Origin of the sequence: Bacteroides sp. AF39-11AC (assembly GCF_003474285.1) — a bacterium.
Taxonomy (GTDB): domain Bacteria; phylum Bacteroidota; class Bacteroidia; order Bacteroidales; family Bacteroidaceae; genus Bacteroides.
This window is the reverse complement of sequence record NZ_QROH01000001.1, coordinates 784387-810243: the sequence shown is the minus strand read 5'-3', so window position 1 is coordinate 810243 and position 25857 is coordinate 784387. Positions and strand designations below refer to the sequence as shown.

Annotated in this window: 24 protein-coding genes, 1 tRNA gene and 1 pseudogene; 6 read left to right on the top strand and 20 right to left on the bottom strand. The window is 38.9% G+C overall.

The genetic code is table 11. From position 1 onward, the window contains the following. The first annotated feature begins 1 nt into the window (after nucleotide 1). On the top strand, nucleotides 2–1948 hold the full coding sequence (locus DW036_RS02690; RefSeq protein ID WP_118461095.1) for a HAMP domain-containing sensor histidine kinase: 1947 nt from the start codon (nucleotides 2–4) through the stop codon (nucleotides 1946–1948). A 3-nt stretch (nucleotides 1949–1951) separates the two neighbouring features. Here the strand turns inward: DW036_RS02690 and DW036_RS02685 are convergent, their stop codons facing one another. After that, a complete protein-coding gene (locus DW036_RS02685; RefSeq protein WP_118461093.1) occupies nucleotides 1952–2653 on the bottom strand; it encodes a porin family protein in 702 nt (233 codons plus the stop codon). Between the two features lie 174 nt (nucleotides 2654–2827). Between DW036_RS02685 and DW036_RS02680 the strand changes: the two genes are divergently transcribed. After that, nucleotides 2828–2998: a DUF362 domain-containing protein gene (locus tag DW036_RS02680; RefSeq protein ID WP_007211130.1), complete on the top strand. Its 171-nt coding sequence runs from the start codon at nucleotides 2828–2830 to the stop codon at nucleotides 2996–2998. Nucleotides 2999–3071: 73 nt separating this feature from the next. Here DW036_RS02680 and DW036_RS02675 read toward each other — a convergent pair whose 3' ends face one another. The 19 genes and pseudogenes from DW036_RS02675 to DW036_RS02585 form a co-directional block, all read right to left on the bottom strand. Next, the gene (locus DW036_RS02675) at nucleotides 3072–4265 is read right to left on the bottom strand and encodes a pyridoxal phosphate-dependent aminotransferase (RefSeq protein WP_022394054.1); all 1194 of its coding nucleotides are present in this window, start codon (nucleotides 4263–4265) and stop codon (nucleotides 3072–3074) included. Between the two features lie 83 nt (nucleotides 4266–4348). Next, entirely contained in the window at nucleotides 4349–5563 is a 1215-nt protein-coding gene (locus DW036_RS02670) for a bifunctional 3,4-dihydroxy-2-butanone-4-phosphate synthase/GTP cyclohydrolase II (protein WP_118461091.1), read from the bottom strand. A gap of 26 nt (nucleotides 5564–5589) precedes the next feature. Beyond that, on the bottom strand, nucleotides 5590–7488 hold the full coding sequence (locus tag DW036_RS02665) for an LptF/LptG family permease (RefSeq protein ID WP_118461089.1): 1899 nt from the start codon (nucleotides 7486–7488) through the stop codon (nucleotides 5590–5592). Between the two features lie 76 nt (nucleotides 7489–7564). Then, nucleotides 7565–7951 carry an START-like domain-containing protein gene (locus DW036_RS02660; RefSeq protein WP_022394051.1) on the bottom strand — a complete coding sequence of 129 codons (387 nt, stop codon included), beginning with the start codon at nucleotides 7949–7951 and terminating at the stop codon, nucleotides 7565–7567. 135 nt (nucleotides 7952–8086) lie between these two features. Continuing rightward, on the bottom strand, nucleotides 8087–8524 hold the full coding sequence (locus DW036_RS02655) for a helix-turn-helix transcriptional regulator (RefSeq protein WP_118461201.1): 438 nt from the start codon (nucleotides 8522–8524) through the stop codon (nucleotides 8087–8089). A gap of 34 nt (nucleotides 8525–8558) precedes the next feature. Next, entirely contained in the window at nucleotides 8559–10523 is a 1965-nt protein-coding gene (locus DW036_RS02650; RefSeq protein WP_233560237.1) for a transglutaminase domain-containing protein, read from the bottom strand. A 5-nt stretch (nucleotides 10524–10528) separates the two neighbouring features. Continuing rightward, complete coding sequence (locus DW036_RS02645) at nucleotides 10529–12199, bottom strand: O-antigen ligase family protein (RefSeq protein ID WP_118461088.1); 1671 nt, start codon at nucleotides 12197–12199, stop codon at nucleotides 10529–10531. Further along, nucleotides 12196–13107: a signal peptidase I gene (gene lepB, locus DW036_RS02640; protein ID WP_118461086.1), complete on the bottom strand. Its 912-nt coding sequence runs from the start codon at nucleotides 13105–13107 to the stop codon at nucleotides 12196–12198. The genes DW036_RS02645 and lepB overlap by 4 nt, the downstream gene beginning before the upstream one ends. After that, nucleotides 13091–13975: a DUF1573 domain-containing protein gene (locus DW036_RS02635; protein WP_118461084.1), complete on the bottom strand. Its 885-nt coding sequence runs from the start codon at nucleotides 13973–13975 to the stop codon at nucleotides 13091–13093. The genes lepB and DW036_RS02635 overlap by 17 nt, the downstream gene beginning before the upstream one ends. A 30-nt stretch (nucleotides 13976–14005) precedes the next feature. After that, nucleotides 14006–15004, bottom strand: a complete 999-nt coding sequence (locus DW036_RS02630; protein WP_118461083.1) for a 6-bladed beta-propeller — start codon at nucleotides 15002–15004, stop codon at nucleotides 14006–14008. A gap of 25 nt (nucleotides 15005–15029) precedes the next feature. After that, nucleotides 15030–15278, bottom strand: coding sequence for an NVEALA domain-containing protein (locus tag DW036_RS02625; protein WP_369905707.1), 249 nt, complete (start codon nucleotides 15276–15278; stop codon nucleotides 15030–15032). A 44-nt stretch (nucleotides 15279–15322) separates the two neighbouring features. Further along, on the bottom strand, nucleotides 15323–16528 hold the full coding sequence (locus DW036_RS02620; RefSeq protein WP_158585937.1) for a DUF4221 family protein: 1206 nt from the start codon (nucleotides 16526–16528) through the stop codon (nucleotides 15323–15325). Between the two features lies 1 nt (nucleotide 16529). Continuing rightward, complete coding sequence (locus DW036_RS02615; protein ID WP_118461078.1) at nucleotides 16530–16781, bottom strand: NVEALA domain-containing protein; 252 nt, start codon at nucleotides 16779–16781, stop codon at nucleotides 16530–16532. Nucleotides 16782–16964: 183 nt separating this feature from the next. Continuing rightward, nucleotides 16965–17138: pseudogene (locus DW036_RS02610) on the bottom strand (BF3164 family lipoprotein); the annotation flags it as partial. A gap of 12 nt (nucleotides 17139–17150) precedes the next feature. Further along, entirely contained in the window at nucleotides 17151–18233 is a 1083-nt protein-coding gene (locus tag DW036_RS02605) for a BF3164 family lipoprotein (protein ID WP_233560234.1), read from the bottom strand. 150 nt (nucleotides 18234–18383) lie between these two features. Continuing rightward, nucleotides 18384–18635 carry an NVEALA domain-containing protein gene (locus tag DW036_RS02600; RefSeq protein ID WP_118461074.1) on the bottom strand — a complete coding sequence of 84 codons (252 nt, stop codon included), beginning with the start codon at nucleotides 18633–18635 and terminating at the stop codon, nucleotides 18384–18386. Between the two features lie 186 nt (nucleotides 18636–18821). Then, a complete protein-coding gene (locus DW036_RS02595; RefSeq protein WP_118461072.1) occupies nucleotides 18822–19886 on the bottom strand; it encodes a BF3164 family lipoprotein in 1065 nt (354 codons plus the stop codon). Further along, nucleotides 19870–20115, bottom strand: a complete 246-nt coding sequence (locus DW036_RS02590; protein WP_118461070.1) for an NVEALA domain-containing protein — start codon at nucleotides 20113–20115, stop codon at nucleotides 19870–19872. The genes DW036_RS02595 and DW036_RS02590 overlap by 17 nt, the downstream gene beginning before the upstream one ends. Nucleotides 20116–20283: 168 nt before the next feature. Next, complete coding sequence (locus DW036_RS02585) at nucleotides 20284–21405, bottom strand: hypothetical protein (protein WP_118461068.1); 1122 nt, start codon at nucleotides 21403–21405, stop codon at nucleotides 20284–20286. A gap of 209 nt (nucleotides 21406–21614) precedes the next feature. Here DW036_RS02585 and DW036_RS02580 point away from each other — a divergent pair. The 4 genes from DW036_RS02580 (at nucleotide 21615) to DW036_RS02565 (ending at nucleotide 25844) form a co-directional block, all read left to right on the top strand. Next, nucleotides 21615–21688 (top strand) — tRNA-Met (locus tag DW036_RS02580). A gap of 253 nt (nucleotides 21689–21941) precedes the next feature. Then, nucleotides 21942–22955 (top strand): glycosidase, encoded by a 1014-nt coding sequence (locus DW036_RS02575; RefSeq protein ID WP_118461066.1) that lies wholly within the window; start codon nucleotides 21942–21944, stop codon nucleotides 22953–22955. A gap of 26 nt (nucleotides 22956–22981) precedes the next feature. Next, nucleotides 22982–24625: a sodium/solute symporter gene (locus DW036_RS02570; protein WP_118461064.1), complete on the top strand. Its 1644-nt coding sequence runs from the start codon at nucleotides 22982–22984 to the stop codon at nucleotides 24623–24625. Between the two features lie 16 nt (nucleotides 24626–24641). After that, nucleotides 24642–25844 carry a hypothetical protein gene (locus tag DW036_RS02565; protein ID WP_147401427.1) on the top strand — a complete coding sequence of 401 codons (1203 nt, stop codon included), beginning with the start codon at nucleotides 24642–24644 and terminating at the stop codon, nucleotides 25842–25844. Nucleotides 25845–25857 lie beyond the last annotated feature (13 nt).

Sequence of the window (25857 nt, the reverse complement as noted above, 5' to 3'; positions counted from 1 at the left end):
CATGATGAAGCGGTGGATCATACTATGCCTGGCTTTTAGTTCCGGCTTATTATCAGCCAATGCTGGAAGTACGGTTGTAAAAGACAGCCTGTTACGCATTTATGTCTCTGCTCCACACGATTCTACCCGATTGGACGTGCTGCATGATATTGCCCGGTTGGACCAGCAGACACCGGTATTCCTTTATTATGAAAACATATTGTTGCAAGAAGCGACCGCGCAGAACAATCTGCGATATCAAAGTCTTGCCACCTACGAACATATCATCTACTTCTTCAACAAACTGGACTTGGAGCGCGTCACGCAATGGATGGGCAGAATGGAAAACCTGGCAGAGAAGCATAACTATTACAATGACTACTTCAAAGCTAAGAAGTTGCAGATAGAAATGTACACGATCAACCAGCAGATAGAATTTGCCATCTATGAAGCAAAGATCATGTACGAGAAAGCTAAGAAACTGAACGACCGAAATGGTATGCGGGAAGCATGTCTCTGTCTGATGACCAGTTACATAGCGACACTACGCTATGAAGAAGGAATACAAGCATTAGAGGAGGCTTTCCAACTGATGAGTCCGCAAGATAGTCCGATGGATAAGATCAGTTTGCTGTCCAAAGCTATCTTGATTTATTCGTTCCTGCACGAAAATGACAAGATGTTCTCTTCTCTGGAACAGATGCAAACAGCCATAAACGAACTGATAACTGCTAATCCCGCACTACAAAACGCATATTCTGCATTATACATGGGGATAGAAACCCAATATGCCCTTTACTATATCCGCACAAAGGATATGAAGAAAGCATGGGAACACTTGCAGAAAGTGGATGAGTATTATACTCCCAACACTTTCCTGCCCTATCAGATCTCCCGCTTGCAAGCCTATGCAGAATATCACCGTTCGCTAAAGGATTACAAGAAATCACTGGAATATCTGGATGATGCGATTCGCTTGGTAAAGCAAATGTCTTTCCCGGATGTAATCTTGTACACTGCCATGAAGGCAGATATATTGGTAGACATGGGACGGGCAAACGAATCTCTTGACATCTATAAAAAAGTGATGCGTGATAAGGACTCACTCTACAGAAATCTGTCGCACACACAAATGGAACAGATACAAAGTTTGTATGACATGGACAAACTTCTGTTACAGAGGGAGCGATGGCATGCAAAAGTTCATATTATCTTTCTGGCTGTAATTGGAACAGCCCTACTGGCTCTTATTACTTTTGTAGTCAACATGTATCTCAGTCGGAAACGGTTACAAAGAGATGCCAAAGAAGCCGCCCGGTTGAATCAGGTTGCAGAAGAAGCAAATGAGGTAAAAAGTCGCTTCCTTGCGAATATGAGTTATAACATTCGCATTCCACTAAACAATGTGGTGGGATTTTCTCAACTGCTCTCTACGGATATGGGGCTGGATGAAAAAGAAAAACAGGAATATTCCGAAATTATCCAGACCAATTCTACCGAACTGATTCAGCTGGTAAACGATGTACTCGATCTCTCACGTCTGGAAGCCAAAATGATGAAGTTCCAGATACAGGAATGCGAGATACGGGAAATGTGTAGCGACCTGGTAGGTATGGCCCGGATGAATAGTGACGGACATATCCACGCCCAACTGGAAACGGATGTGGAAAGCCAGGTACTCAGAATGGATGCCAATCGCTTCAACCAGGCAGTGATAAATATGTTACTCTATCCTGTGCCCAATGATACCGACCGCGAAGTAAAGATGAGACTGGAAAGGGATGAAAGAAATGAATTGCTGATCTTCCATATTATCAATAGTCCGTTAGCAGATCCTGCATTTTCATCTCAACAGGTCTCCATACGACTTAAGATTAATCAGTTGCTATTTGAGCACTTTGGTGGGAGTTTCGTAATAAGCGAAGAAGAAGGTACCCCTATTACATTTACTATTTCCTATAAGGAATAGCGTCTACTCAAAGTAGAAAGTGAGCACTATCATACGTGAAGTGATTTTATCAACAGATTGTGTAAACTTCAATAACGATTGATCTGTAAGGTCCTTACGTTCTTTCTTAATCAGATTTGCCAGACCGAAACAAAATTTCAGCTCGGGTATTAACTTGAAATAGGGTAAGTAAAAATCGCATCCCAAACCCACTTCCACATAGCAATCGAAAGGCTTTACCAATAAGGCTCCCTGTTTCTTCACACTGAAGTCGTAAGTAGGAGCAACACCTGCCACCACATAGGGGCGGTAGTTATTGAAACGCTCAGCAGCAAACTTCAAATCTATCGGAACCGAAAGGTAGGCAGACTTCATGGATTGGGAATACTCCTCACTACTGGCTTGTTCGCGGAACACGACTTTCTTATCTCCAAAATGCAGTGTTGGAATAAAACGCAGGGAAAGGAAAGTATTCAGATACAGTTCGCCCAACACTCCCACCGTAAATCCGGGAGAATACTCAGGAACATCTGCAAACCAAGTCTGGCCATCTTCCGTCACATAGCCCGTATTCACCAATTTATAGTCTTGCACATGGATACCCGCTAAAAAACCATAGTGCCACTTTCGCTGGTCGATATACGGGCGATTTTGCACCTTCCGCTTCTGTGCCGAAGCACCGAAAGCAAGGAGTAAAGTAAGGATTATCAGACAAATGCGCTTCACAATCCTAAAACGGTAAAAGTGACATTTTATTGCACATATCCCCCCATTTTCTCTTCTCTATTATTTAGACAAGGTACAAATTAAGGGAATTTAAACATGATTGGTAACAACTAATCAAGAAAACTGCTATTTTTGCCGAACTAATTAGTACTAATAATTTAAAATTTGAAGAAAATGGCTTACGTAATTAATGACAGTTGTGTTGCTTGTGGTACTTGTATTGACGAATGTCCGGTAGGAGCTATCTCTGAAGGTGATATCTACGCTATCGACCCTGAAACTTGCACAGATTGTGGTACTTGTGCTGATGTTTGTCCGTCTGAAGCAATTCACCCAGCAGAATAATAACAACACTCAAAGAAAAAGAAAAGCCCGGTTTCAATTATGAAGCCGGGCTTTCTCATTTATATACGTTCTCTTATTTCAATTCAGCCAATGCTGCCTTGATACGACGGATAGCTTCTACAATATTCTCATCGCTGGTTGCATAGCTCATGCGGATACACTCAGGTGCACCGAATGAAGCACCACCCACACATGCCACGTGGGCAACCTCCAACAGATACATTGCCAAATCATCCGAGTCGCCAATCTTACGGTCGCCAACAGACTTCCCAAAGAAAGAATCACATTTCGGGAACAGATAGAAAGCACCCTGCGGTACATTCACTTCGAATCCCGGAACTTCCTTCGCCAACTTCACAATCAAATCACGACGACGCTCGAAAGCTTTACGCATTTCTTCTACCGGAGCCTGTGTTCCTGTGTAAGCAGCCTCAGCAGCTTTCTGGGATACAGAGCAAGGACCTGAAGTATATTGACCTTGCAACTTGTTGCAGGCTTTTACAAGCCATTCCGGTCCGGCAATAAAACCAATACGCCAGCCAGTCATTGCATATGCCTTAGAAACACCGTTTACGATTACCGTACGATCTTTCATTTCAGGGAATTGGGCAATACTCTGGTGCTTGCCGATATAGTTGATATGCTCATAAATCTCATCAGCAATTACGATTACCTGAGGATGTTTTGCCAGTACGTCAGCCAAGCCTTTCAACTCTTCCTGAGTATAAACCGAACCGGTCGGGTTAGAAGGAGAACAAAGAATCAGAGCCTTAGTCTTCGGAGTGATAGCAGCTTCCAACTGTGCAGGAGTAATCTTGAAATCCTGTTCGATACCGGCAGTAACAATAACCGGGGTACCTTCAGCCAGTTTCACCATTTCCGGATAACTTACCCAATATGGAGCGGGCACAATAACTTCATCACCCGGGTTCACCAGCACCAGCACTGCATTGCAGACTGATTGCTTAGCACCATTGGCACATGAAATTTGTGCGGCTGTATATTCCAGACCGTTTTCCTTTTTCAGTTTCTCCACGATTGCATTGCGCAAAGCCGGGTATCCCGGAACAGGAGAATAGCGAGAGAAGTTGTCGTCTATCGCTTTTTTCGCAGCCTCTTTGATGTGATCAGGAGTATTAAAGTCAGGCTCTCCCACACTCAGGTTAATTACGTCAACGCCTTGTGCTTTCAACTCGGCGCTCTTTTGCGACATAGCCAGCGTCGCCGACGGCGACAAACTGTTCAAACGATCTGATAATTGATTCATTTTTCTATCTATTTTATGGTTGTTGCATAAATTTGGCTACAAATTAAGCTATTTTCTTTGATATTAGAAAACAAAACAGCAAATTACTTATTAAAATGTAACGTGTGCCCCATACGTTCTTTCTTAGTACGCAGATAACGTTCGTTGTATGGATTCGGAGTTGTCTCGATAGGAACAATCTCTGTAATTTCCAGACCGTAAGCCTCCAACCCGACACGTTTCACCGGATTATTCGTCATCAGTCTCATTTTGTGTACTCCCAGTTCACGCAGAATCTGAGCACCTACACCATAGTCGCGTTCATCAGCCAAATGTCCCAGGCAAATATTGGCATCTACCGTATCCAGACCGTCTTCCTGCAATTTATAAGCTTTCATCTTTTCCATCAGACCGATACCACGACCTTCCTGGTTCAGATAAACAACTACCCCCTTACCGGCTTTATCAATCATTTCCATAGCTTTGTGCAGTTGCTCACCGCAATCACAACGCTTAGAGCCAAAGATATCTCCTGTAGCACAAGAAGAGTGTACACGCACCAGAATCGGTTCATCCTGATCCCATGTACCTCTAAACAAAGCCACATGTTCCAAGCCATTGGATTTCTGACGGAACGGGATCAAACGGAAATGTCCATGTTCAGTGGGCATATCTACTTCTACACCTTCTTCCACAATGGATTCTTGTTTCAGGCGATAAACAATCATATCACGAATAGAAATCAGCTTTAGATTAAATTCATCAGCCATCTTTCTCAACTCAGGCAGACGTGCCATCCCACCATCCTCGGTCATAATTTCCATAAGGGCACCTGCAGGATACAAACCTGCCATACGAGCCATGTCAATCGTAGCTTCCGTATGTCCGGCACGACGCAGAACACCTTTCTCCTGAGCATACAACGGATTGATATGTCCCGGACGTCCGAACGTTGCAGGTGTAGAAGCCGGGTCAGCCAATGCCCGTATGGTAGCCGCACGGTCGGCAGCAGAAACACCGGTAGTGCAGCCTTCCAGCTTATCGATAGTCACCGTGAAAGGTGTACCCAGTACAGAAGTGTTGTCACTTACCTGATGAGGTAAATCCAGCTCTTTACAGCGGGATACAGTAATCGGCGCACAAAGTACTCCACGTGCATGCTTCAGCATGAAGTTCACCTTTTCAGGAGTTATCTTCTCTGCAGCAATAATCAGGTCACCCTCATTTTCGCGGTCTTCATCATCCACTACAATCACAAAATTACCGGCTTTGAATTCTTCAATAGCCTCTTCTATTGTATCTAATTTCACTTTTTCCATTCTGTTTTCTCCTTTATTTATTTAGGTTATTTCAGATTAGTTTCTATTATCTTTTGAACATCTTCATTGTTTTTTATAATCCGCTCCATATCTTTATTCAACCGGATACGGAATGCCCAGATGCGGAAGTAGAAAAACAATCCTACAGGTACCACCAAGCCGCAAACCATATTCAGCCAATAATTACGGAAGGGACGCAAATGGGCATGAACAGAAATAATAGGATAATTATTCAGCGCATTCAGCAAATGAACAGATTTGGTGTTGGACATTTCGTCCACCAATTTCTCCAGACGATCATTTATGTTTTCTATCTCCTCATCATTGGACTCTGTCATCCATAATTTAAAATAATTAGGAGCACGCTTCAAAGCTTTCCTCTCAGCGTATGCACGACAATCAGCAGACAATGCCTGCAAATCAGCTGGCAGATGGGTATAATCAGGATCGTGTATAATTACTTCCTTACGGAACAGATGACGCACACTACGAATACCTACAACCTTCTTGAACCAGTTAATATAAGCATCGGCATTCAGTACCACAGAGTCATTATTAGACTTATAAGTAAGGAACGCGCCCAATGGAGCCAGGATAGCCGTACTTGTCCACATCCCCATCCATACAATCCACTGACCGTCACGCGCCATTTTATAACCTGTATTATTAATAATATAATAGATAATAAAGATAAGCACGGACACCACAACCGGCATTCCCAAACCACCCTTACGGATAATTCCACCCAGCGGGGCACCGATAAAGAAGAATATAAGACATGCCACCGAAAGTGTCAACTTCTCGTGCCAGGACGTCATGTGCCGTCGAAGGCTGGTATCTGTCTGTATAATGTTATAGCTCTTGAAACTCCAATCACTTCCCGCACTTTCCGCACGACTCACTGCAGTAGAGATAATCTTCTGTTTCTGTGATAAGGTGGCTACATTGAAAAGACTGTCTACATTGTATTCTCCCAAATGTGCCTGCTCTATTTTCAAAGTATCTGCTTTCTTCAGGTCTGCCGTGATCTTATAGGTACCATTCATGGCTTCCTTGAAATAAGCACGTCCTACACTGTCATTCTGCACTGTCATAGAATCGATACCCGCTTGCAGCATCGCCATATCCTTACTGTTGGACTGGCTACTCATGATACCGGCATCCACCATATTAAAATCGGAATTAAACTCAATGATAGCATGTTTCTCCCGGAACGCTTCCCGACGGTAAGGTACATTCTTCTGATTCATATTCTGAGACTTCAGGTTCTCAAATTGCTCTCCATTATAAAGATGCAGATATAAGTGCTGCTTATCTGCCGTCATTTCCAGACGACCGGAATCGGATTTAATAATTTGAGCATTTTCGAAACCTTTCTCAAAATTATAGATCAATACATCATAAAGCATACCCGTCTTACGATTCTTGTGCTTCACATATAGGTTATATCCATCTATTTCATCATAAAACACTCCCTCCGGTATATCCAATTCCGGGGACTTCTGTTTCATGGAGATTAGTAACGTCCATAACTTGGTCTGTGCCTTTGGTCCTATCACATTTTGGAAATAAAAAGAAACGCCACATATGAAAATGATAAACACAATCAATGGGCGCATAATCTTAAGTAGTGAGATACCTGCCGCTTTCATGGCAAGCAACTCAAAACGTTCTCCAAAATTACCGAAAGTGATAAGTGCTGCCAACAAGATAGCCAATGGCAACGAAGCCGGTACCAATGTCAGGGCAGAATAAAAGAAAAATTGTGCAAGGACACTCATTTCCAATCCTTTCCCCACCATCTCATCAACGTACTTCCATAGGAACTGCATCATGAAGATGAAAAGGCAAATGAAGAAAGTGCCCATAAAGAGCGTACAGAAGCTCTTTAATATAAATATATCTAACTTTTTTATGCGCAGCATTTTACTCGTTTCATGCAATGAAGACACAAAATTAGCATAAAAAAGGGAGTGTGGAAAATTTTTATATCAAAGTTAACTAAAAACCGCACGTTCTCCGTAGAGTCTCTACCTGAGAGTCCCATAATTCACGTAAATCGTTCACCTCGTCCACAGAAGTGAAGTCTGTTACTTCCAACACGAAATCATTAGTCAGTTCGTTGTTTGTCATCTTTAATTCAAAGTATTCCCGTTCATATTCATCATCCAACCAACGGAAACGAATAAAAGAGAAAGCCCGCACAGCTATAATCTCTGCGTCACGATGTTCTGTCTTTCCCCAGAAGAAAGTGACAACTTTATCGTCCGACTGCACCCTGTCTGCAAACCAGCCCTCCAAACCGGTGGGGGTACTTATCGCGGACCAAAGAATGCTTTTAGAAGTTGCATTCAAGAGGTATTCCCGATGAATTTTCTGTCTTTCCATAGTTCATATTTGCTTTTTATTGCGGCGGCAAGATAGAGACTTTTTTCTAAATACAAAAAAAAATACGTCTTTTTTATTCGTGTTCTACAAACCGCTGTTCTTCATCCCCTATATAAAACATCCATTTCGAATAAGTTAGTATTGCTGTATGTATCTATCAAAACTATCTGAACCCGATAAAGATAGTTTTGACTTGATACGTTGTTTTGACTTCAATACAGACCTGGGGGTAATATTAAAAAGCAAAGCAATAGTCTTATTAGTCAACCGGGCACGTATCAGATAGCACAATCTCAGTTCCTGAGCACTTAAACAGAATGGCGCCAAAGTTTCTAACAAACAACCTCCATAAAACAAATCAATGACAACAAACAAACTATGCCACTCTGCCTCATCCCGGACAATTCCGTAAACCGGTCTTTGATGAAGACACAATAACTGCCCCATCGCAACTATAAGAGAAGAAGAGCACCCTACCAATGCTGCAACTTTCTGATAGTCCTTCAGTTGTCTCGTCAATTGTTTATTACGATATAATAAACAAGCATTCCAATTATCCTTAGAAGCATCCATAATTTCTCCGGAGAAACTTTTATCGACATTAATATCACCAAAATATTTGTTTTCCATTCTCATACTCAAAAATTCTTTCGTCATTACCTGTGGTATGATTCTTCAGATATAACAAGGCATTCCGAGGCACAGTATATACCAACGAATCAGCAACTGCTGTTTGTCTGCCAAGAGAATTCCAACATCCTTTATCCCAGTAAAATAATTCGTAAATATTATCCTTATAAATAAAATTCACATCATTCCGGGGAGTATATATTGCCTTACTTACCCGATAAGGTTTCCCTAAATCTAAACCCGCCCAGCCGGTATCCGGAAATTTATAATCAAAAGATGTATCCGGATTACCATCAAAGACATTTGTATATTCACGCCTGCCGTCGTCTCCGTAACATCCCGGAGTACCTATGACTTTCCCCTTCAAAGGTAATGTATCCAAGCAGTTTTCATAGAAAGAGAGTTCTGCTATATTACAATAACTATCTTTTCCACCACGATAGCGAATATACCTATATACCCTATCCGGATTCAGATAAGCGACAGTATACAACCGATAGGGAGCCTCTTTGATTAAAAATAGCGTATCCACATTCTGAAAGTCCTTCTGATTGCTGCCCTCTATTACTCCACCAACCATACGGGTATTAAAATAATTCTTAACTGCAAAATAGAACTTCTTATAAACACTAATTATATGGGATTCTTGCAATGGATTAAGATAATGAATCTCCCGCGTATCATGATTTAGCGTAAAAGGATTGGACAATGCTTGAAGACCACTCTCATTGTATGTTGCCAAAATAGCCACTATTCCCCCTTCCACATTATCAAAACAAACAGCCTCCCCATTAAAAAAAGTATAAGCAACGGGAACCCATTCTTGCTTGTTTGCAAAACACAAGTATACCAATTCACCAGTACGAGGGCAATCATACAGTTCTTTTTGAGGAATAACTATTTGTCCATTCTGTTGTCCCAGATAAGTAGCCGTTACATCATGAAAAAACGGATATCTGAAAATAGGATGAACAGACGACACATCTTTCAAGTCTTTTGTCAGCTCCTCATTCAGGCTATAAGTCACGCGGTATACCTTTCCTCTGGTTATATCATCATATTCCGATGCTTTCTTCCACTTTTCTTGATAAGGAAATTCCGCCATATATGTATTATGCCCCTTATCCAATATAAAATTCCAAAAATGCGAAGCATTCGTATCGCCACGCTGTATTACCCTATCCATACCACACGGAATACCAAGAGCACGCATCACATATATCATTGCATCAGCAAATTCACGGCAACTTCCAGTTTTCCACTTCAATGCTACCGGACCTATATGGGGACCTTTGGGGAAAAGACTTGTATAGCGATACTTCCCCTGCCTTAAAGTATCCATTAAAATCTGAGCTGCTTTTGTTATATCATTGCTATCAGCTGATTTGCGGAATTTATTGAGCAGAGGATTATACGTATCATACAAATCCTTACGCCATAACGAGAGAGGCTCATCCCCAATCCTATAAGGCAATATATACTCACAAAAATCCTCAAAATTTACATTTCCTCCCCATGACTGTTCTTTCCAAACCTTGAATGCCCATTCTATATGTTCAACTAAGAAAGCGGAGTCTACCACTTCAATATCCTTTTTGCGGGTAAGCATATCCATTGAAAATTCTCCATCCGCTTTCTTGAGTGAATCTACAATGAATTGAGCTCCCTTTATATTAGTAGAATGCGCCTCAAAATAGCGAAGATATTTCTGTAATTCTTCCCCTTTATAGAAACCATAATAAGGCATATTCTTTATAAGAAAACATGCAGCATGGTATTTTTGATTATCACTTTCCCGATAACGATTTAACACTTTCAATAATTCCCCTTTGTTAGCACCTGCCATATTCAATGCACTTTCTAACCGACTATCATGTTGTTCGATGCAAGCAGATAGAAAAGTCAGAGCACACACACATATAAATATATAAATCCACCTCATATAAATCACTCCAGTTCATTTACTATTTTCTTTATCTCCTTACGCATCTCTTCAATTGCCGTCGAATGTACCTTAGGCTCCTTAGTCAGCACGACGTCAGAAACCTCTTTCAATTTATCAGGTCGATAAAATTCCGGTTTAGCATAGAGATTGGCTAATAAATAATAGGGATAAATTCTGCCCGGCAGGCGATGAATCGACCTTAGTAAAAAAGCTTCCGCCTGTTCATAACAATGCAGTTCTTGATAGTTCTTACCTATGATATTCAGAACCATTGGATCGGTAGTGTACAGACAAGCCTCTTCCAGATACTTATTGGACTCATCATAAAAGCCCGATTTATGCAAGCTATGCCCATACTCAAACAGAAATACCCCTTTCTCCTTCAATGCCGGATAAAGTTCTCCATAAGATTTATTGGCAGCTTTATAAGCACCCGAACTATAAAACATCTTTGCATATACCCACTTCCGGCAGGCATCCTCTTCCAGTTTCCATTTCTCCGTATAGCCACCCATCCACAGAATGAGGCTGGCACACAAGATAAGTGGTTTACAGATAAAATCTCCTACACCGCAAGCAAGAAGCAGGAATATCCCTGCTATCACAAAAGCCGGAAAATGCATAGGATAGGAAGAAAAAGAGAAAATAAGTAAAGACAGAATTGCACCGCAGATACCATAGCGCCCACGCTTCACCCCCATCCATAAACATGTTCCTATAACAACCAATACTGTTACACAGACGACAACTCCTTCCGTCAAAGCCAGCGATAAATATTCATTGAACACATATTCAGGACTTCCGGCCACACGCTCTTCCCATTCGGCATAGTCGCCTTGAGCAAAATAATCCTCCTGTGCCTCACCATAAGCAAATGCAAATCCCTTGTCGCAACCCGATGGATAGCTAACAATAGCCCGACAGGTTATTTTCCATAGGAACAGACGCCCTAATGCAGAATCAGGTTTCAATAGAAACGCCCCGACACCTCCTAACATCAGAATAAAAAATGCACTTATTCCCCACAAGACGGATTGTCTCTTGTACCTCTTCCACAACACATTCCATTTGCTTTTATCACGATGCATATATGCTACCCAAACACAACCAACCGCCGTAGCCACCCAAGCTGAACGGCTCATTGTGGCTGGCAACACACAAAGAATCAAGATACCTGCTATTGCAACTACCACTTTCTCTATTTTATAACAAACAGAGCGTTCCTTACAAGCACAAGCACACAGATACAAGTGTAAGCAGACAGGCAATACCATTGCCAAATACCCTGCATACGGTCCCGGATTGAAGAAAGACCCTGTTAGTGCATAGAGAGAGTGACCTGAAGTGGAAAAGCCATACAATTGCCGCAAGCCCCAAACCGCTTCGACACTCCCCCAAAGCACTAAACTCCATGAAACATAGAGAGAGAAATGAGAGAAACATATCACTTTTTTCAAAGAATCTCTCTTCACAAGTTGTAACAGGTAAGTTATAATGATACAGGCGGCTGAAAACAAAGTAGATTTACCAAGCCATATCCATTGCCCTATATTTTCCCCCACAGGAAGTTCGGGCGTAGTCACCCCAACCACCCCCAACAAGGAGCAGACGGCAGCAAATAGTAGCAACACTATCACCACATCTTTTACTCTATATATCCATAGCCTTATCACTCTATCTTTTTAAATATCCGGTTCCACCTTATCCTATCTGTACTATTATCTACCGACTTCCATATTCTGACAGCTTTTCCCACAATAAAAGGTTCAGGCAATAATCCCCAATAACGGGAATCTTGAGAGTTCATGACCTTATCCCCCGCTACAAAATAATAATTCTCTATAAAGCTGTAGGTCTGTATTACACTATCATTCAGTGAAACAGTATCTCCACGTACAAACAATTTCTTTTTTTGTTCCCATTCTATTATGTTCTTATATAGAATAACATGTATAGAATCCATCTTCAAGTTATCACCTTTAGCAGGAATATAAAGAGGTCCAAGGTTTACTATGTCCCAAGTAAATGCCGAATTATAGGGATACCCCCTCATTACAATTCCCAACTCTTCCGCCTTCCCTCTCTTCGCTAAGCCCATCAACGTTTCTTGCATTTCCACATTACCTAAAGACGTATCCTTTCCTCGCACCTTATATCGTGCATCCTTTATTTCGAATGTATCTCCCGGCAATGCAACACAACGCTTTACATAATACTTCATCACATCAAAGGCAACACTATCCCAACGCTGTTTAGAATAGGGGAAATTAAAGACTATTACATCATTCCTTTTTATTTTCCCTAATCCCGGCAAACGAGATATATGTATATCCTTTCCTTCCAAAGCATCCCATACATTGAACAAACGTCCTCCCATTACGCATTTATTCACCAAGATGTTATCTCCTGCAAGCAAAGACGGCTCCATAGAATCAGAAGGGATTTTGAATGTGGCAATACATATCACTTGAAGAAATATCCAGATCAATGCCGCCCCAAAGAGCATTAAGAATAGGTTAAGGATCTTATCAATATACCAACCTAAGCCTCTTTTGGTATGAGAATTATTGCTGTTCTGCATTTCCCGTTATTCTCAAAACTATCGGAGACGTTTCAGCATTGCAATATACAGTTATTGTCTTATCAAAATATTCAGGATGCTCGGCTTTATAAGTGACATCCAATATCATCTCCTTTCCCGGCTGCACAGGCTCTTTGGAATAATCCACCGAAGTACAGCCGCAGGAAGTATTGACGTATTCAGCAACTAACGGCTTATCACCTGTATTCTTCAAAACAAAAGTCGCCTTTTGTTCCTTTTTCCAGTCAAAGCTACCCAACGAAGCGGAGGTTTTGTCTATATCCACTTTCGTTCTTATCACTTTACTTTCATCTTTCTGTTCCACTTCCTCTCCTTGAATAATCTTCAAATACAGTTCTTTCACTTTAAGATTATGGATAGGATTGCCGATAGCAAGAACTTTATTGTCCTTATCCAATAAAAATGTGTGGAAGTTCATATCTGATACAGGAAAATGGTTCAATTCATTTAACCTGTTCTCTTTATCAATGCAAATAGGATAAGTGAATCTCTCCGATTTTAATGTAATCAGAAGATCTCTTCTTTTCTCAGGAGAGAAAAAAAATAAAAACCTCACAGAATTCATCCCTAAGCTATCCACTTCTTCCATAAAAGTTTTCCATTTCCCCAATTGCAATTTACAACTTATGCAACCAATAGAATCCACATAAGTTAGGATTTTGTATTTTCCCAACATTGAAAAGTCAATAGTATCTTTATCTTGTACTGTAAATACAGGATTTGTGGGAAATAGAATTTCTTTCCCACTCCATGTCTTCAACAATGCTGTTACATCCTCTTTCTTCCGGTCTCCACAAGAAAATAGAGAAAAGAGAATAAAGACTATTATCAAGTTTCTAAAGTTCATACCAATCAAAATTAACCATATCCTAATTTTCTAATTACTAATGTATTTTTCAAGATCAAGATAAGCAAATTGATATTCATCGTCCAAATTCATAATAATTCGCTTATTCTCCTCATCGCAACATAAGCGATTAATTCTACGTCCAATATCTAATGTTTTCAAATAATCTCCTGCAATATTAAACACGTGAAGTACCCTCGCCCCATCATTATGATTCCAATCTTCTCCTGTGTATGAAACAACGATCTTATCATCACAAATAGTTGCATTTTTAAAATGCGCCTTCCCATCACCATTTTTATCCCAATTAGGACCATACACATTGCATTGTAATTCTCCATTAAGATTGTACAAGCTTATCAAATCATACCGTCTGTTGCACTCTATCAATGTATTATATTGGGGGGAGACAGCAAAAGCCACCCGTTTCTTTTTATCTGCAGGATGAACATAATCTATCAATTCTGCTTCTCCGGTTATCATATTCCATTTTCCACTGGTTTGTTTAAAAGAAGAAATGGAAGTCTCTACGAACGAACCATAGGACAATGTATCATTGATATAGTAATACTCATCAGGAAATGGCACATTTCCAAATTTCAATTTGACAGTTGGAGCATATAGAGAGTCATTGAGAAGGCTATCCAAATTATACCTAAGGATTTTACGTTGTCCGTTGTCAGTCACATATAAATCATGTTCTTTCTCATTCCACGCAATTGATCCGACAACGGCTATTTCTGTTGGTCCTTGACCTCTGTCTCCAAGACTCAATATATGTTTAAACGTATGCTTATCAAAGATATGCACGAGTTTATCAAAAGATTTATAGTCGATGACAGCCAAATACTCACCACACATATATGGTTGTGCCACAGCACCTATCAGGACATCTTCCGTATCTATTTCTTTCACATCGTCTTTTACATTAACGATATTCGCCCTCCGGTTCTGCCACTTCTCGTTTTTTTCCCTTGAGGTACATGCACCACAGAATAAAATCACCAAAAGATATAACACTAATTTCATAAGCCATTATATTAATACACTACGATTATTTCGCACAAACCAAAGATAAAAAACACTCCCCCAAATATATTTCTCTCATGTCTCTGTATATTTTAAAGCAACGACAACACGAATTGAGACAGTTAGTGCATTCATTCGGATAACCAGAATTCATCTCACCAAGAGCTAATGCTTCCACATTAGCCAGCATCAAATCAGACATAGCATCTACCTTTAGATTAGCATAGACACCGTAAACAGCAATTGTCGCAAATACTGCACAAAAACAATTCAAAAAAGTACTTATTTACACCCGCAGCTATGATAAAGATCAAACCCCTAATTCAAACTTACAAGTTTATATCCACCTTCGTTTTCTGTTTTCATAGGTATCTCTATGATATCCATTTCCAACCTATCTGTCTTAGTTGCAGGAGACATCAAGTTATCTACAAATACAAGAAGCCCTTTCCCCACAGCAGTCCATGCTGTATAATAATTATACCGATGAGTAGCTAAACTACATTCACCTACTACATTAAATTCTTTATCAAAAAGAGTAATATACAAATTACGGTCATCCATTAGAGCATCTGCATCCAACGTTGCGTCAAAAGTATGCTCCCCCAAATGCAGACGTACATACATCTCTCTTTCAGGAAGATACATAATATCATAAAAATGAGGATTTTCTACTGCATGCCTTATCCACTGCGAATAATCACTCCGTGATCGACATTTCCCCGCTAAATTCTTTGTAAAACGGCTATCCGCATCTACTACTTTCGTTTGCTTTGTTCCACGATCCAATACATACACATGCGATTCCACAGGGTAGTTATAAAGGATATTATCATCGCTAAATGAAATATTTATCCCGCTCATATTACCATAATCTCCACCGCTTACATCAGAAACAGAAACAGAGGATTGCAATAAATACATCACCGGAGGAAATGAGCCGTTCAAAAATACCTCACGTACCTTAAAAGAATAGGGAGAAGTGGAAGTATCCTGAATACCATAAAGTAACGATTTATGCTGTTCGTCATAATATAATTTAGAAGTAGAAATTGCAAAATTACAATCTATCAATACCTGTTCATCGGACGTCAAACCATCACGCAAACTGACTGCATTTAAAAGTTGTCCCTGCCGATCCAACAATAGAGCCCGTTGCGAACCGTCATAAATCCAAATTGAATCAAGTGATTGCACATACACCCCCGTCACCGGACGTACTACGGCCGAATTACCATCTCCCAAAAATGTAATTTGAGATGATTGCATATTCTTTAAGTTGAAGCAATCCAGCCCGTGAATCTTATAATTATATCCATACAACATTTGCAAAGAATCAGTCTGATAGACAAACGACAAATAGTAAGATTTCAAATTGAGGACATTGGAAGACGGAACAACGATTTCTTTCACATTAAGTTGCACCTCCTCTCCGTAACCAATTTCTTTCTTATTTCCTGCAAACTGGCAGGAAACAAGAAAGGAAAAACAAATTAAGAGAAAGAAATGACTCCTCAAGCTCATTTTACTGACAATAAGAGGATGCATAGCAGACAGGTCTATTATTGTCAGTACTCAATTTACACTCATTTTGTGAAAGATGACTATAACAAGGGAATAAACGATAATAGCTCGTCGTTTCACCCGATGATGCCAATGCCTCCACATTAGCCAAAGCCAAATCAGACATAGTATCAGACTTCTGTGAAGCATAGACACCGTAACCCGCAATTGCTACAAATGCTGCAACAAAAGCTATTTTCAGAAACTTTTTCATCTTAAAGACTATTAATATAAAAACTTATTCAATTATCAATATCAAGCACAAAATAATATTGTGCAGCAGAGAAGCAAGATACAAAATATCCTGCTGAGATCATTTCATATCATGCTGTCGTCACAGCTAAAACCGGTTTATATTTTTTTCTCACTAAGTGAGTCTTTTCTTTTGCATTGGTAATTATGCTGCAGGATGAAAACGGTATTCTATTATCGGTTCATCCTTATTCACATCCGTAACTATTATAATGCCCTTTTGCTCATCTACTGAAATTCCATGAATATAGTGATCTAACATGTACTTCCGAAGCGGTTTACCCTCTAAGTTGAATACATAAATATTTTGTCCACCATTTACATAACCCGACTATTGTAGATTATAACATTGAATACTCCATCCCCCTTCACTATTTTTTACAGCTGCAAACATACTTTGTTCCACTTCATCAACAGCAATATAATAGGCATCAGTATCTAGTAAATATTTTTTAGCTGGATTACCATTCCAATCAAAAACCAACACTACATTTGACTTTCGAGTACTTTTAATCGCTTTTTTATCTGAATATAAAGCATAAACATACTCACCAGTCGCGCAAAGATTAATATAACCAATTTGACTATTTTCTGTTAATTCGACACTACAATACATGCCGCCACCTCCAATAGTATTTGTAACAGGCTGAGAAATTGGATCTCCCAACCGCAATGATTTTGTCAGTTTGATTTTATCATCCCCTATTTCAAAAAAGTCCAAGTTGGAAGAGAGATTGATTGAATAAGCAAACTTCTGCTTTTTTGGATGCATAATCAAGTCTCCTTGATTAGAAAGGAATTTAGTATATTTATTAAAAGTGCTATCTGCAACGTTATAAATATCCACGCCGTAATCCAACACCTTGCTGTTCTTATCAAACAACAAATATTGGTAACGATCCCTATAGGTTCCAGCAGAGAAAAAAGTACTGTCATTTATTGCTATAAGTCTTGATATTTGTGCGTCTGGAATATCATATTTCGTTAAGCGCTTGGGAGCGGCATTCACTTTTCCATTTCGCAAAGAGTCAAGATTATATTTCATAACTATCCGAGTTTGGTCATCAAAAACAGAGAAACATCCTTTCAATAAATAACCATAACACCCAACGGGAATTTCTATAGGTCCTTGCCCAATGGTTCCGAAGCGAGCGATAAATTCTCCCGTTTTTTCATCAAAAAGAGTATAACTACTATTTGAATGATAATCATAAACTATCAAATTTTCTCCATCACAGACTAAACCTTCTATTACAGCAAGAGAATCTTCATTAATATCATACACCTTTTTCTCCGACAAAGGGTGAGATTCAGGAAATAATTCCAAAACCGTATGAGTATCTTCACTTTTGCAGGCGTTTAATAAACATATATATAGCAAAAATAAAAAGAATAAAATCCGACCTTGTTTCATCACAATCTAATATTTAAAATATATTTCATTAGGCATACCTATTTAGTATGCCTAATATTTTTACACCAATACAGCCACTATACATTCTTTCTTATTTTTTACCAGCTTACGCTAATAAAATAAGGTATATATACAGTAGCAACTTAGTAATTAGGGACATGGTAGGGTAGATTTGACTCCTTTAACATCATGCTTAGTACCAGTATTATCTATAACAACCATGCATACCCCTGAATTACCACAACAGTATATATCTGAGCCACTACCCTCTCCGCCAGCCAATGCTTCCACATTAGCCAACATCAAATTAGACATAGCATCAGACTTCTGTGAAGAATAAACACTATATCCTGCTACTGTTACAAATGCTGCAACAAAAGCATATTTCAAAAAATTTTTCATTGTAAAATTGTTTTTTTAATCAAAAATACGTTCAATCATCAATATCAAACACAAACCAATATTGTGCTTCAGAGAAGCAAGATACAGAATATCTCACTGAGATCATTTCACATCATGCTGTCGTCACAGCTAAAACCGGTTTATATTTTTTTCTCACTAAGTGAGTCTTTTCTTTTGCATTGGTAATTATGCTGCAGGATGAAAACGATATTCTATTATTGATTCATCCTTATTCACATCCGTAGCTATTATAATGCCCTTCTGCTCATCTACTGAAATCCCGTGAATATAGTGATCCAACACGTACTTCCGAAGCGGCTTACCTTCCAAGCTGAATACATAAATATTTTGTCCACCATTCGGTAAGTTAATGCCTTGCTGCGCTTTCTGCATAATATCCTTAAATGCATGTCCTTGAAAGACAACATAAATAGCATTATCTGTCACTTGTATATCACTGAACCCCATAATACCAGTCGGTATGCCATAACCTTGGGAAATCTGAAACTCAGGTTCGCCATTAGGACCAATACATGCTAGATGCGTACTGTCTTTCAAATTATAGATTTCAAGCACTTCTCCCAGTTGAGTAGCCGCCACAAGTATCCCATTACGAGGATTGTAATCAATGAAACTCCGCCATGCCTGCGCTAAAGCAGGACGGGCACTCTTCAAAGCGTCCTCATTGGTAGTGGGAATAGTCCCTATTTTACGGAGTAACTTACCCTGCCGACTTACCAAACAGAAGCGACTGTCACCGGAATAATCAGGAATAATAAAGGTGGAATCATCGTATTGCACAAAGTCCAGTGCCCGAAGTAGTTCTTCATCCAGACTCACGGCTTCCAACCGAAGCAATGAGTTGCCGGATGAAGCAAAACCTAACCGGGTTAATTCAGACTTATTGGAATCAAGTGTCCACAAAAAGTTCCCATTCCATCGAAGATTTTCGGCTGAAAGCATCTCTTCGGGAGCATCGCCCCGCTTGCCGAAAGAGGACAAATAATGAAAGTCGGGATAGTGAAAGGCATGAAAGAAATAATCTGTCCCATGCAAATCAAACACTATAGCCTTGCTATCCTGTACACGTACTCTATAAGGATAGCGAAACAAAGCTGTATCCAATGACAAAGTACGGGCTGTCAATTCTCTGGTTTCGGGAAAATTAACGTAGGACATCATTCTCTCATCGGGCACAGAAGTGCATGCAGCGAAGAGAAAAGCTAATAATATGTTAATAGAGGTCTTCAAGGCTGTAACCAGTCATTACATATCTCACTTTAACTTCCGAAAAAGGACAATCAACATCACCCAAACCCAAACAGTGCGAAGATCCTCCTCCTTCACCCCAAGCTAAAGCTTCTACATTTTTCAATAGCAGATCATCCATTGGTTTACCGGAGGATTTCTGACTACAAAAAGCAGTTATTGCACCAACTGCACACAAGCTGATAACAGCAATCTTAATCTTGTTTTTCATATTCCACTACACTTAATATTAAACATCCGTATGAAGCATGCAAACAATATTGCCACATATTTGCCCATAAAGGTAGACGGAATTTTATATCAAACCAACTATTTTGCCTTACAACGACTTACCAACTTTACTTGAAGGCCTTTTGGTAAGCATCGATAAGGCCGTTTTTTATCCTTTTTCAGCATTTTCTTCGATGGAATGGGGCATTTTCAAACAATAATGTTCATCTTTATATTCCACAACAAGAGAAGAGATACCTTCCAATGATTCACGCAAACGATGAATAACAGCATAAAGTTGATTTGGTTTTCCCTTCCCTTGCCACAGTTCCTTAATAATTTCTTCTGCGGTCAACCGATAATTTTCAGTCTGTAGAAAAAGCTTCAATAAGACAATTACTTGAGGCCGAAGTTGCCTCGTCTTTTCCCCATTCATCAGGGTACCTTTTTCTGAATTCAAGATAGTCCCGTCGGCCAATTCATATAATCCGGTTTGCCCGACTTCCTCCTCCAAATGCATCTTTCTTTCAACAATTATCTTTTTCTCTTGAATACGGATAATCGTTTCCTTTCTCACCAGTTTTTGCCGCAAGAAGTAAGCAATCTGTTCATAATATAAAAGGAGAAGGAAAAAACAAAGCCAAAGTAAGAGTAATGGCCATACCTTTAACACCCGCCACCAGTCATAAGAAACAAAACCCGTTACCCCCACTTCACAACGAAATCCTACATAACGAGATAGCAAGCTATCCCCCTGCAGCACTTTTACACTGTCGGAAGAATAAACAGTGGAAGTCTTCTTCAATAAATCAGTTGTTGAAAGACGAATACCTGTATTAGCTTTAATTGATTTCCTTATCAATAGACTATTCCAAGATGTATTCAGCGTATCAGCATTCAGAGGACGCTCCTCAAGCACATAGCTAAGCAACATTCTTTTTTCAGTATCCTTGATAAGACTATTATCAAATTTCACACGTGATATTTCATAGCTATGCGTTCCATACTTGCTCGCCAAAGTTACATGACTTCGGAATGGGGTTTCCAATGTTTTCATTTCAGGAAAATCTCCAGCAATAAATGGCACTACAATGTCCCCTCGTCTCTGCACCTCCAGATTCAGCGCCTCCACGAATGTTTCTTTAGCCAATGCATTCCATTCCGGTATCTGTTCTTTATAGCTATTATAGAAGATATAGACATATATCCCTGTAACCATAGTACAGATGAAAGCTCCTACCCACATACATATTAATTTACCGGATTCCGCAGTTCTGCCTTTTTTATTCATAGTTCATCAAACATTTTATTCTGCAAAATTAGTACAAAAAGGCCAATAAGTACATTAATCTACTATTAATCTGACAAGTAGGATGAGAGAAAAAGAAAGAAAACATCGCATCAGAACCGAGAAGAGAGAAGAAAAGCACAGAAAAATTCGCAAAAGTTTTGGAGATTTCAAGAAAAGCTCTATCTTTGCACCCGCAATCGAGAAACGATGGCGGGATAGCTCAGCTGGTTAGAGCGCATGATTCATAATCATGAGGTCCCCGGTTCAATCCCGGGTCCCGCTACAAGATGAAGATTTAGACTGTTAGGAGGCTTCCACTCTTGGCGGTCTTTTTTGTTTTTACCTTCGGTGAAATCATAGTGAAAACGGATCAACGCAAAATTTCAAACTTTAACTCTCAGCTTTCTAAATAAATTTATGCTACTTCCTAATATAAGGATATATATTCACAAAAAGTATAAGACTTGAACAAAATAGTATTCTATCTATCTACCTATTTCCACTATTTTTGTGCCGTTCAATCAAATATCAATATTATGTTATTAAAAAAATATAGTGGAAACCCTATATTATCTCCTAATCCAGAGACTCCTTGGGAAAGTTTATCCGTGTGCAACCCTGCTGTATGGTATGAAGACGGAAACTTTTACCTTTTCTATAGAGCAGCAGGTAATGATGAGAAGCATTGCATATACATCGGCCTTGCCAAAAGTATAGATGGTTTCCATTTTACCAGAGTTTCGCATACCCCCATATTGAGTCCTGATCCTAATGGTTTTGACGCAGGTTCCGTAGAAGATCCACGAATTGTCAAGTTGGGGCATGAGTATTATATGACTTACGCATTCCGTCCCTATCCTCCCGGGCAATACTGGAAATATGACTATGACAAAGTGGTATCGCCCGAACATGATGAATATGCACCCAAATGTTTACGAGAAAATGTTGGCAATACGGCACTGGCAATATCCCGAGATCTGCTAAACTTCAAAAAAGTTGGTAGACTAACCTGCCCTTCATTAGATGACCGAGATGTAATAATATTCCCAGAACGAATAAATGGGAAGTTTTATATGCTACACAGACCCAAAGAATATGTTGGGGAAAAGTATGGGACAAGCTATCCTTCAATATGGATCAAATCATCTAATGATTTAATGAATTGGAATGTCCCTAGTCACTTACTGTTAAAAGGAGAAATGGATTGGGAAATAAAAGTAGGTGGCAATACTCCTCCTATCAGAACTACGGAAGGTTGGTTATTACTTTATCATGGAGTAGATAACCAATATACATACCGAATAGGAGCATGCATCCTCGACTTAGAGAATCCAACAAAAGTATTATATCGAACAAAAAAATTCATTATGGAACCAGAAACAAAATATGAGAAAGGAGGATTATATAAATGGGGAGTTGTATTCCCCACAGGAGCAGTTGTAATAGAACAAACTCTCTATGTATATTACGGAGCTTCAGATCAATGGTGCTGCTTAGCAACTTGCAATATAAATGAATTATTGGCTTATATCAAAGACAACAGCAAATAAAAATCATTAACTTCAAATCAATTCCAATGACAAGTTCTATTTCATCTTTAGATATTATCATAATAATTATTTTCTATGTTTTCATTATCTGGTGGGCCTTATCACATCGAAAGACAGCAGACTCTACCTCATATTTTCTTGCTGGAAAGAAAGCAACCTGGCCTATAATTGGCTTGTCTTTATTTGCTGCCAGTATTTCCAGTTCTACCCTAATAGGACATTCCGGAGAGGGATTTATCAGTGGGATTGCAGTGTTCAACTACAATCTTATGGCTGTATTTGTCATGGTATTTTTCGCCATTTTTTTCCTCCCTTTCTACATACAAAACGGCATCTTCACTATTCCTGAGTTTTTAGGAAAAAGATTCGATTCGCGTTCGCAGCTTTACTTTTCATTTATCACTATAATAGGAAATATCTTTTTGGATGCCGCAGCAGCTTTATATACCGGAGCACTAATCTTAAAAATGATATTTCCTGAGATAGATATATTTTGGATTATTATCGGCATAGGCTTGATTGCAGGTAGCTATAGTATTGTGGGTGGGCTCTCTTCCATACTCAATGCGGACGTAATACAATCTATTATCTTATTAATAGGCTCAATTATACTGTCTTATTTTTGTTTCGAAAGTATTGGAGGCTGGGAAAACCTGATAAGTCATTTTCAGGATGGAGTATGGCTCAAATTAATCCGCCCTATAGATGATCCTACAGTACCTTGGCCTGGTCTTTTCTTTGGTATCACTATTTTAAGTTTCTATTTTTGGGGCAATAATCAAGTAATGGTACAACGGATTCTCTCTGCAAAATCAGTCGACGAAGGGCGTAAAGGTGTTCTATTAGTTGGTTTGCTATACATGTTCACACTATTTATTTTTATTATACCAGGACTCATAGCGCGCGGCATTGACATATTCGATATCGGTGATACCCTTCCTAATGAGATTATCAATGGAGGAATATTGAAGGAAGTATATAAAATTAATACAGATGAAGTATATCCACGTTTAATAACTAAATTATTACCAAGTGGACTTATTGGATTAATTCTCGCAGCAATGATTTCTGCTCTGATTTCTACACTCAGTGCAACTCTAAGTTCAGTATCAACTCTGTTTACTATGGATTTTTATTCTCATTACGTTAAAACTCCTAATCCAAAAAAATTAGTTCATATTGGACAAATTTCATCTTTTATAGCTCTTATTATTGCCATTATATGGGCTCCATACATACAAAGGTTCGATTCTTTAGTGGGCTATTATCAAGAAATGGTTTCCTATATAGCCCCTCCTATAGTAGGTACTTTCATTTTAGGAGTATTTTGGAAAAGAGCAAATGCAATAGGAGCTCTAGGAGGACTAATGTTCGGATTGGTGGTTGCAATAAGTATCATGATTTTAAAGTATATAATAGAAGTACACATTCCCTTACACTACCTCATATGCGTACCAATATTAATGTTAGCAAGCATGCTGACTACCATCATAATTAGTTTCTTTACTCCAGCTCCTCCACAAGATAAGGTGCTGGCAACTACATGGAATAAGAAGATATGGATAAACGAAAGCAAAGAGTTAAAAGAAGTTGTTTGGTACAAAAACTTCAGAATACTCTGCATTATTCTTCTTATTTGTTGTACAATCGAATATCTAATTTTCTTATAATTAATATAAATGGGATATGAGAAACAAACTATTTCTAGTTAGTTACATGTATGTGATACTTTTCACATCATATTCTTGTCAGAAAAACAATTTTGAACAAGAAATGAATGAATTCAACTTCATAATAGGAACTCAAACTATAGGAGCCCAATATAAATTTACTCAAGAAACCAATCTTGTAGAAACTGCCAAAGCAATTCGGAATATGGGTTCCAATATCTTAAAAATAAGTTTGGGCCCCCAATACTTTGACGAAAATTATGATATTCCCTACCAAAATAACATTCAATCTCTAACTGACCTAGCAAAAGAAAAGTCAGTTAATCAAGTTTTACGAATGGACTTTAAATACTACCAACTATGGGCATATGAATTTCTACAAGAGCCAACAGTGCTTCCAAACCATAAGAACAACAAATATGCAGAATTTTCATCCTACAAAGAAATCTACGGTCTAACTACTTATCTTCTTAAGGAATTTACAGGAACCGGAAAGATCTTTTACTTAGGAAATTGGGAAGGTGATTGGCACTTACGCCAAGACTATGACCGTACAAAAGATATAGACCCTCAAACCATACAGAAAATGATTAAATGGATCAATATGCGTCAAAGAGCGATAGATGATGCTAAAAAAAACACTCCACACAATAATGTTGAAGTATATCATTATTTAGAAGTAAATCTTTCAGATCTGGCTATAGCAGGTAAAAGTTGTGCTATCAATAGTGTTCTTCCACACACCAATATAGATTATGTTTCATTCTCATCATATACAGCAACCAACCCTCCTGCCACAGAAGAAGAAATGGACTCTGTATTAACCGCTCATCTAAATTATATAGAATCAAAAATTCCTCCAAAGAAAGAAATTCAAGGTAAACGATTGTTCATTGGTGAATATGGTTGGAATGAATCGGAATACTCACGGGAACAAATTAATGAACGAGCTAAATGGGTAATAAAAACGGCTCTAAAATGGGGATGTACTTACATCCTTTTTTGGGAAATGTACAATAATGAGTTAAATACAGACGGCTCTAACCGAGGTTTCTGGCTAATAGATAAAAACAATCAAAAAACACCTTTATATGAAACTCATTACAAATTTTACAGTGAAAGCAGAGAATGGCTGCATCAGTATATACAGAAAAAACAGAGAATGCCTACAGAAAAAGAGTTTACGAAAGCTGCTCTCACATTTAATGCATTAAAATAGATAGATACATTAA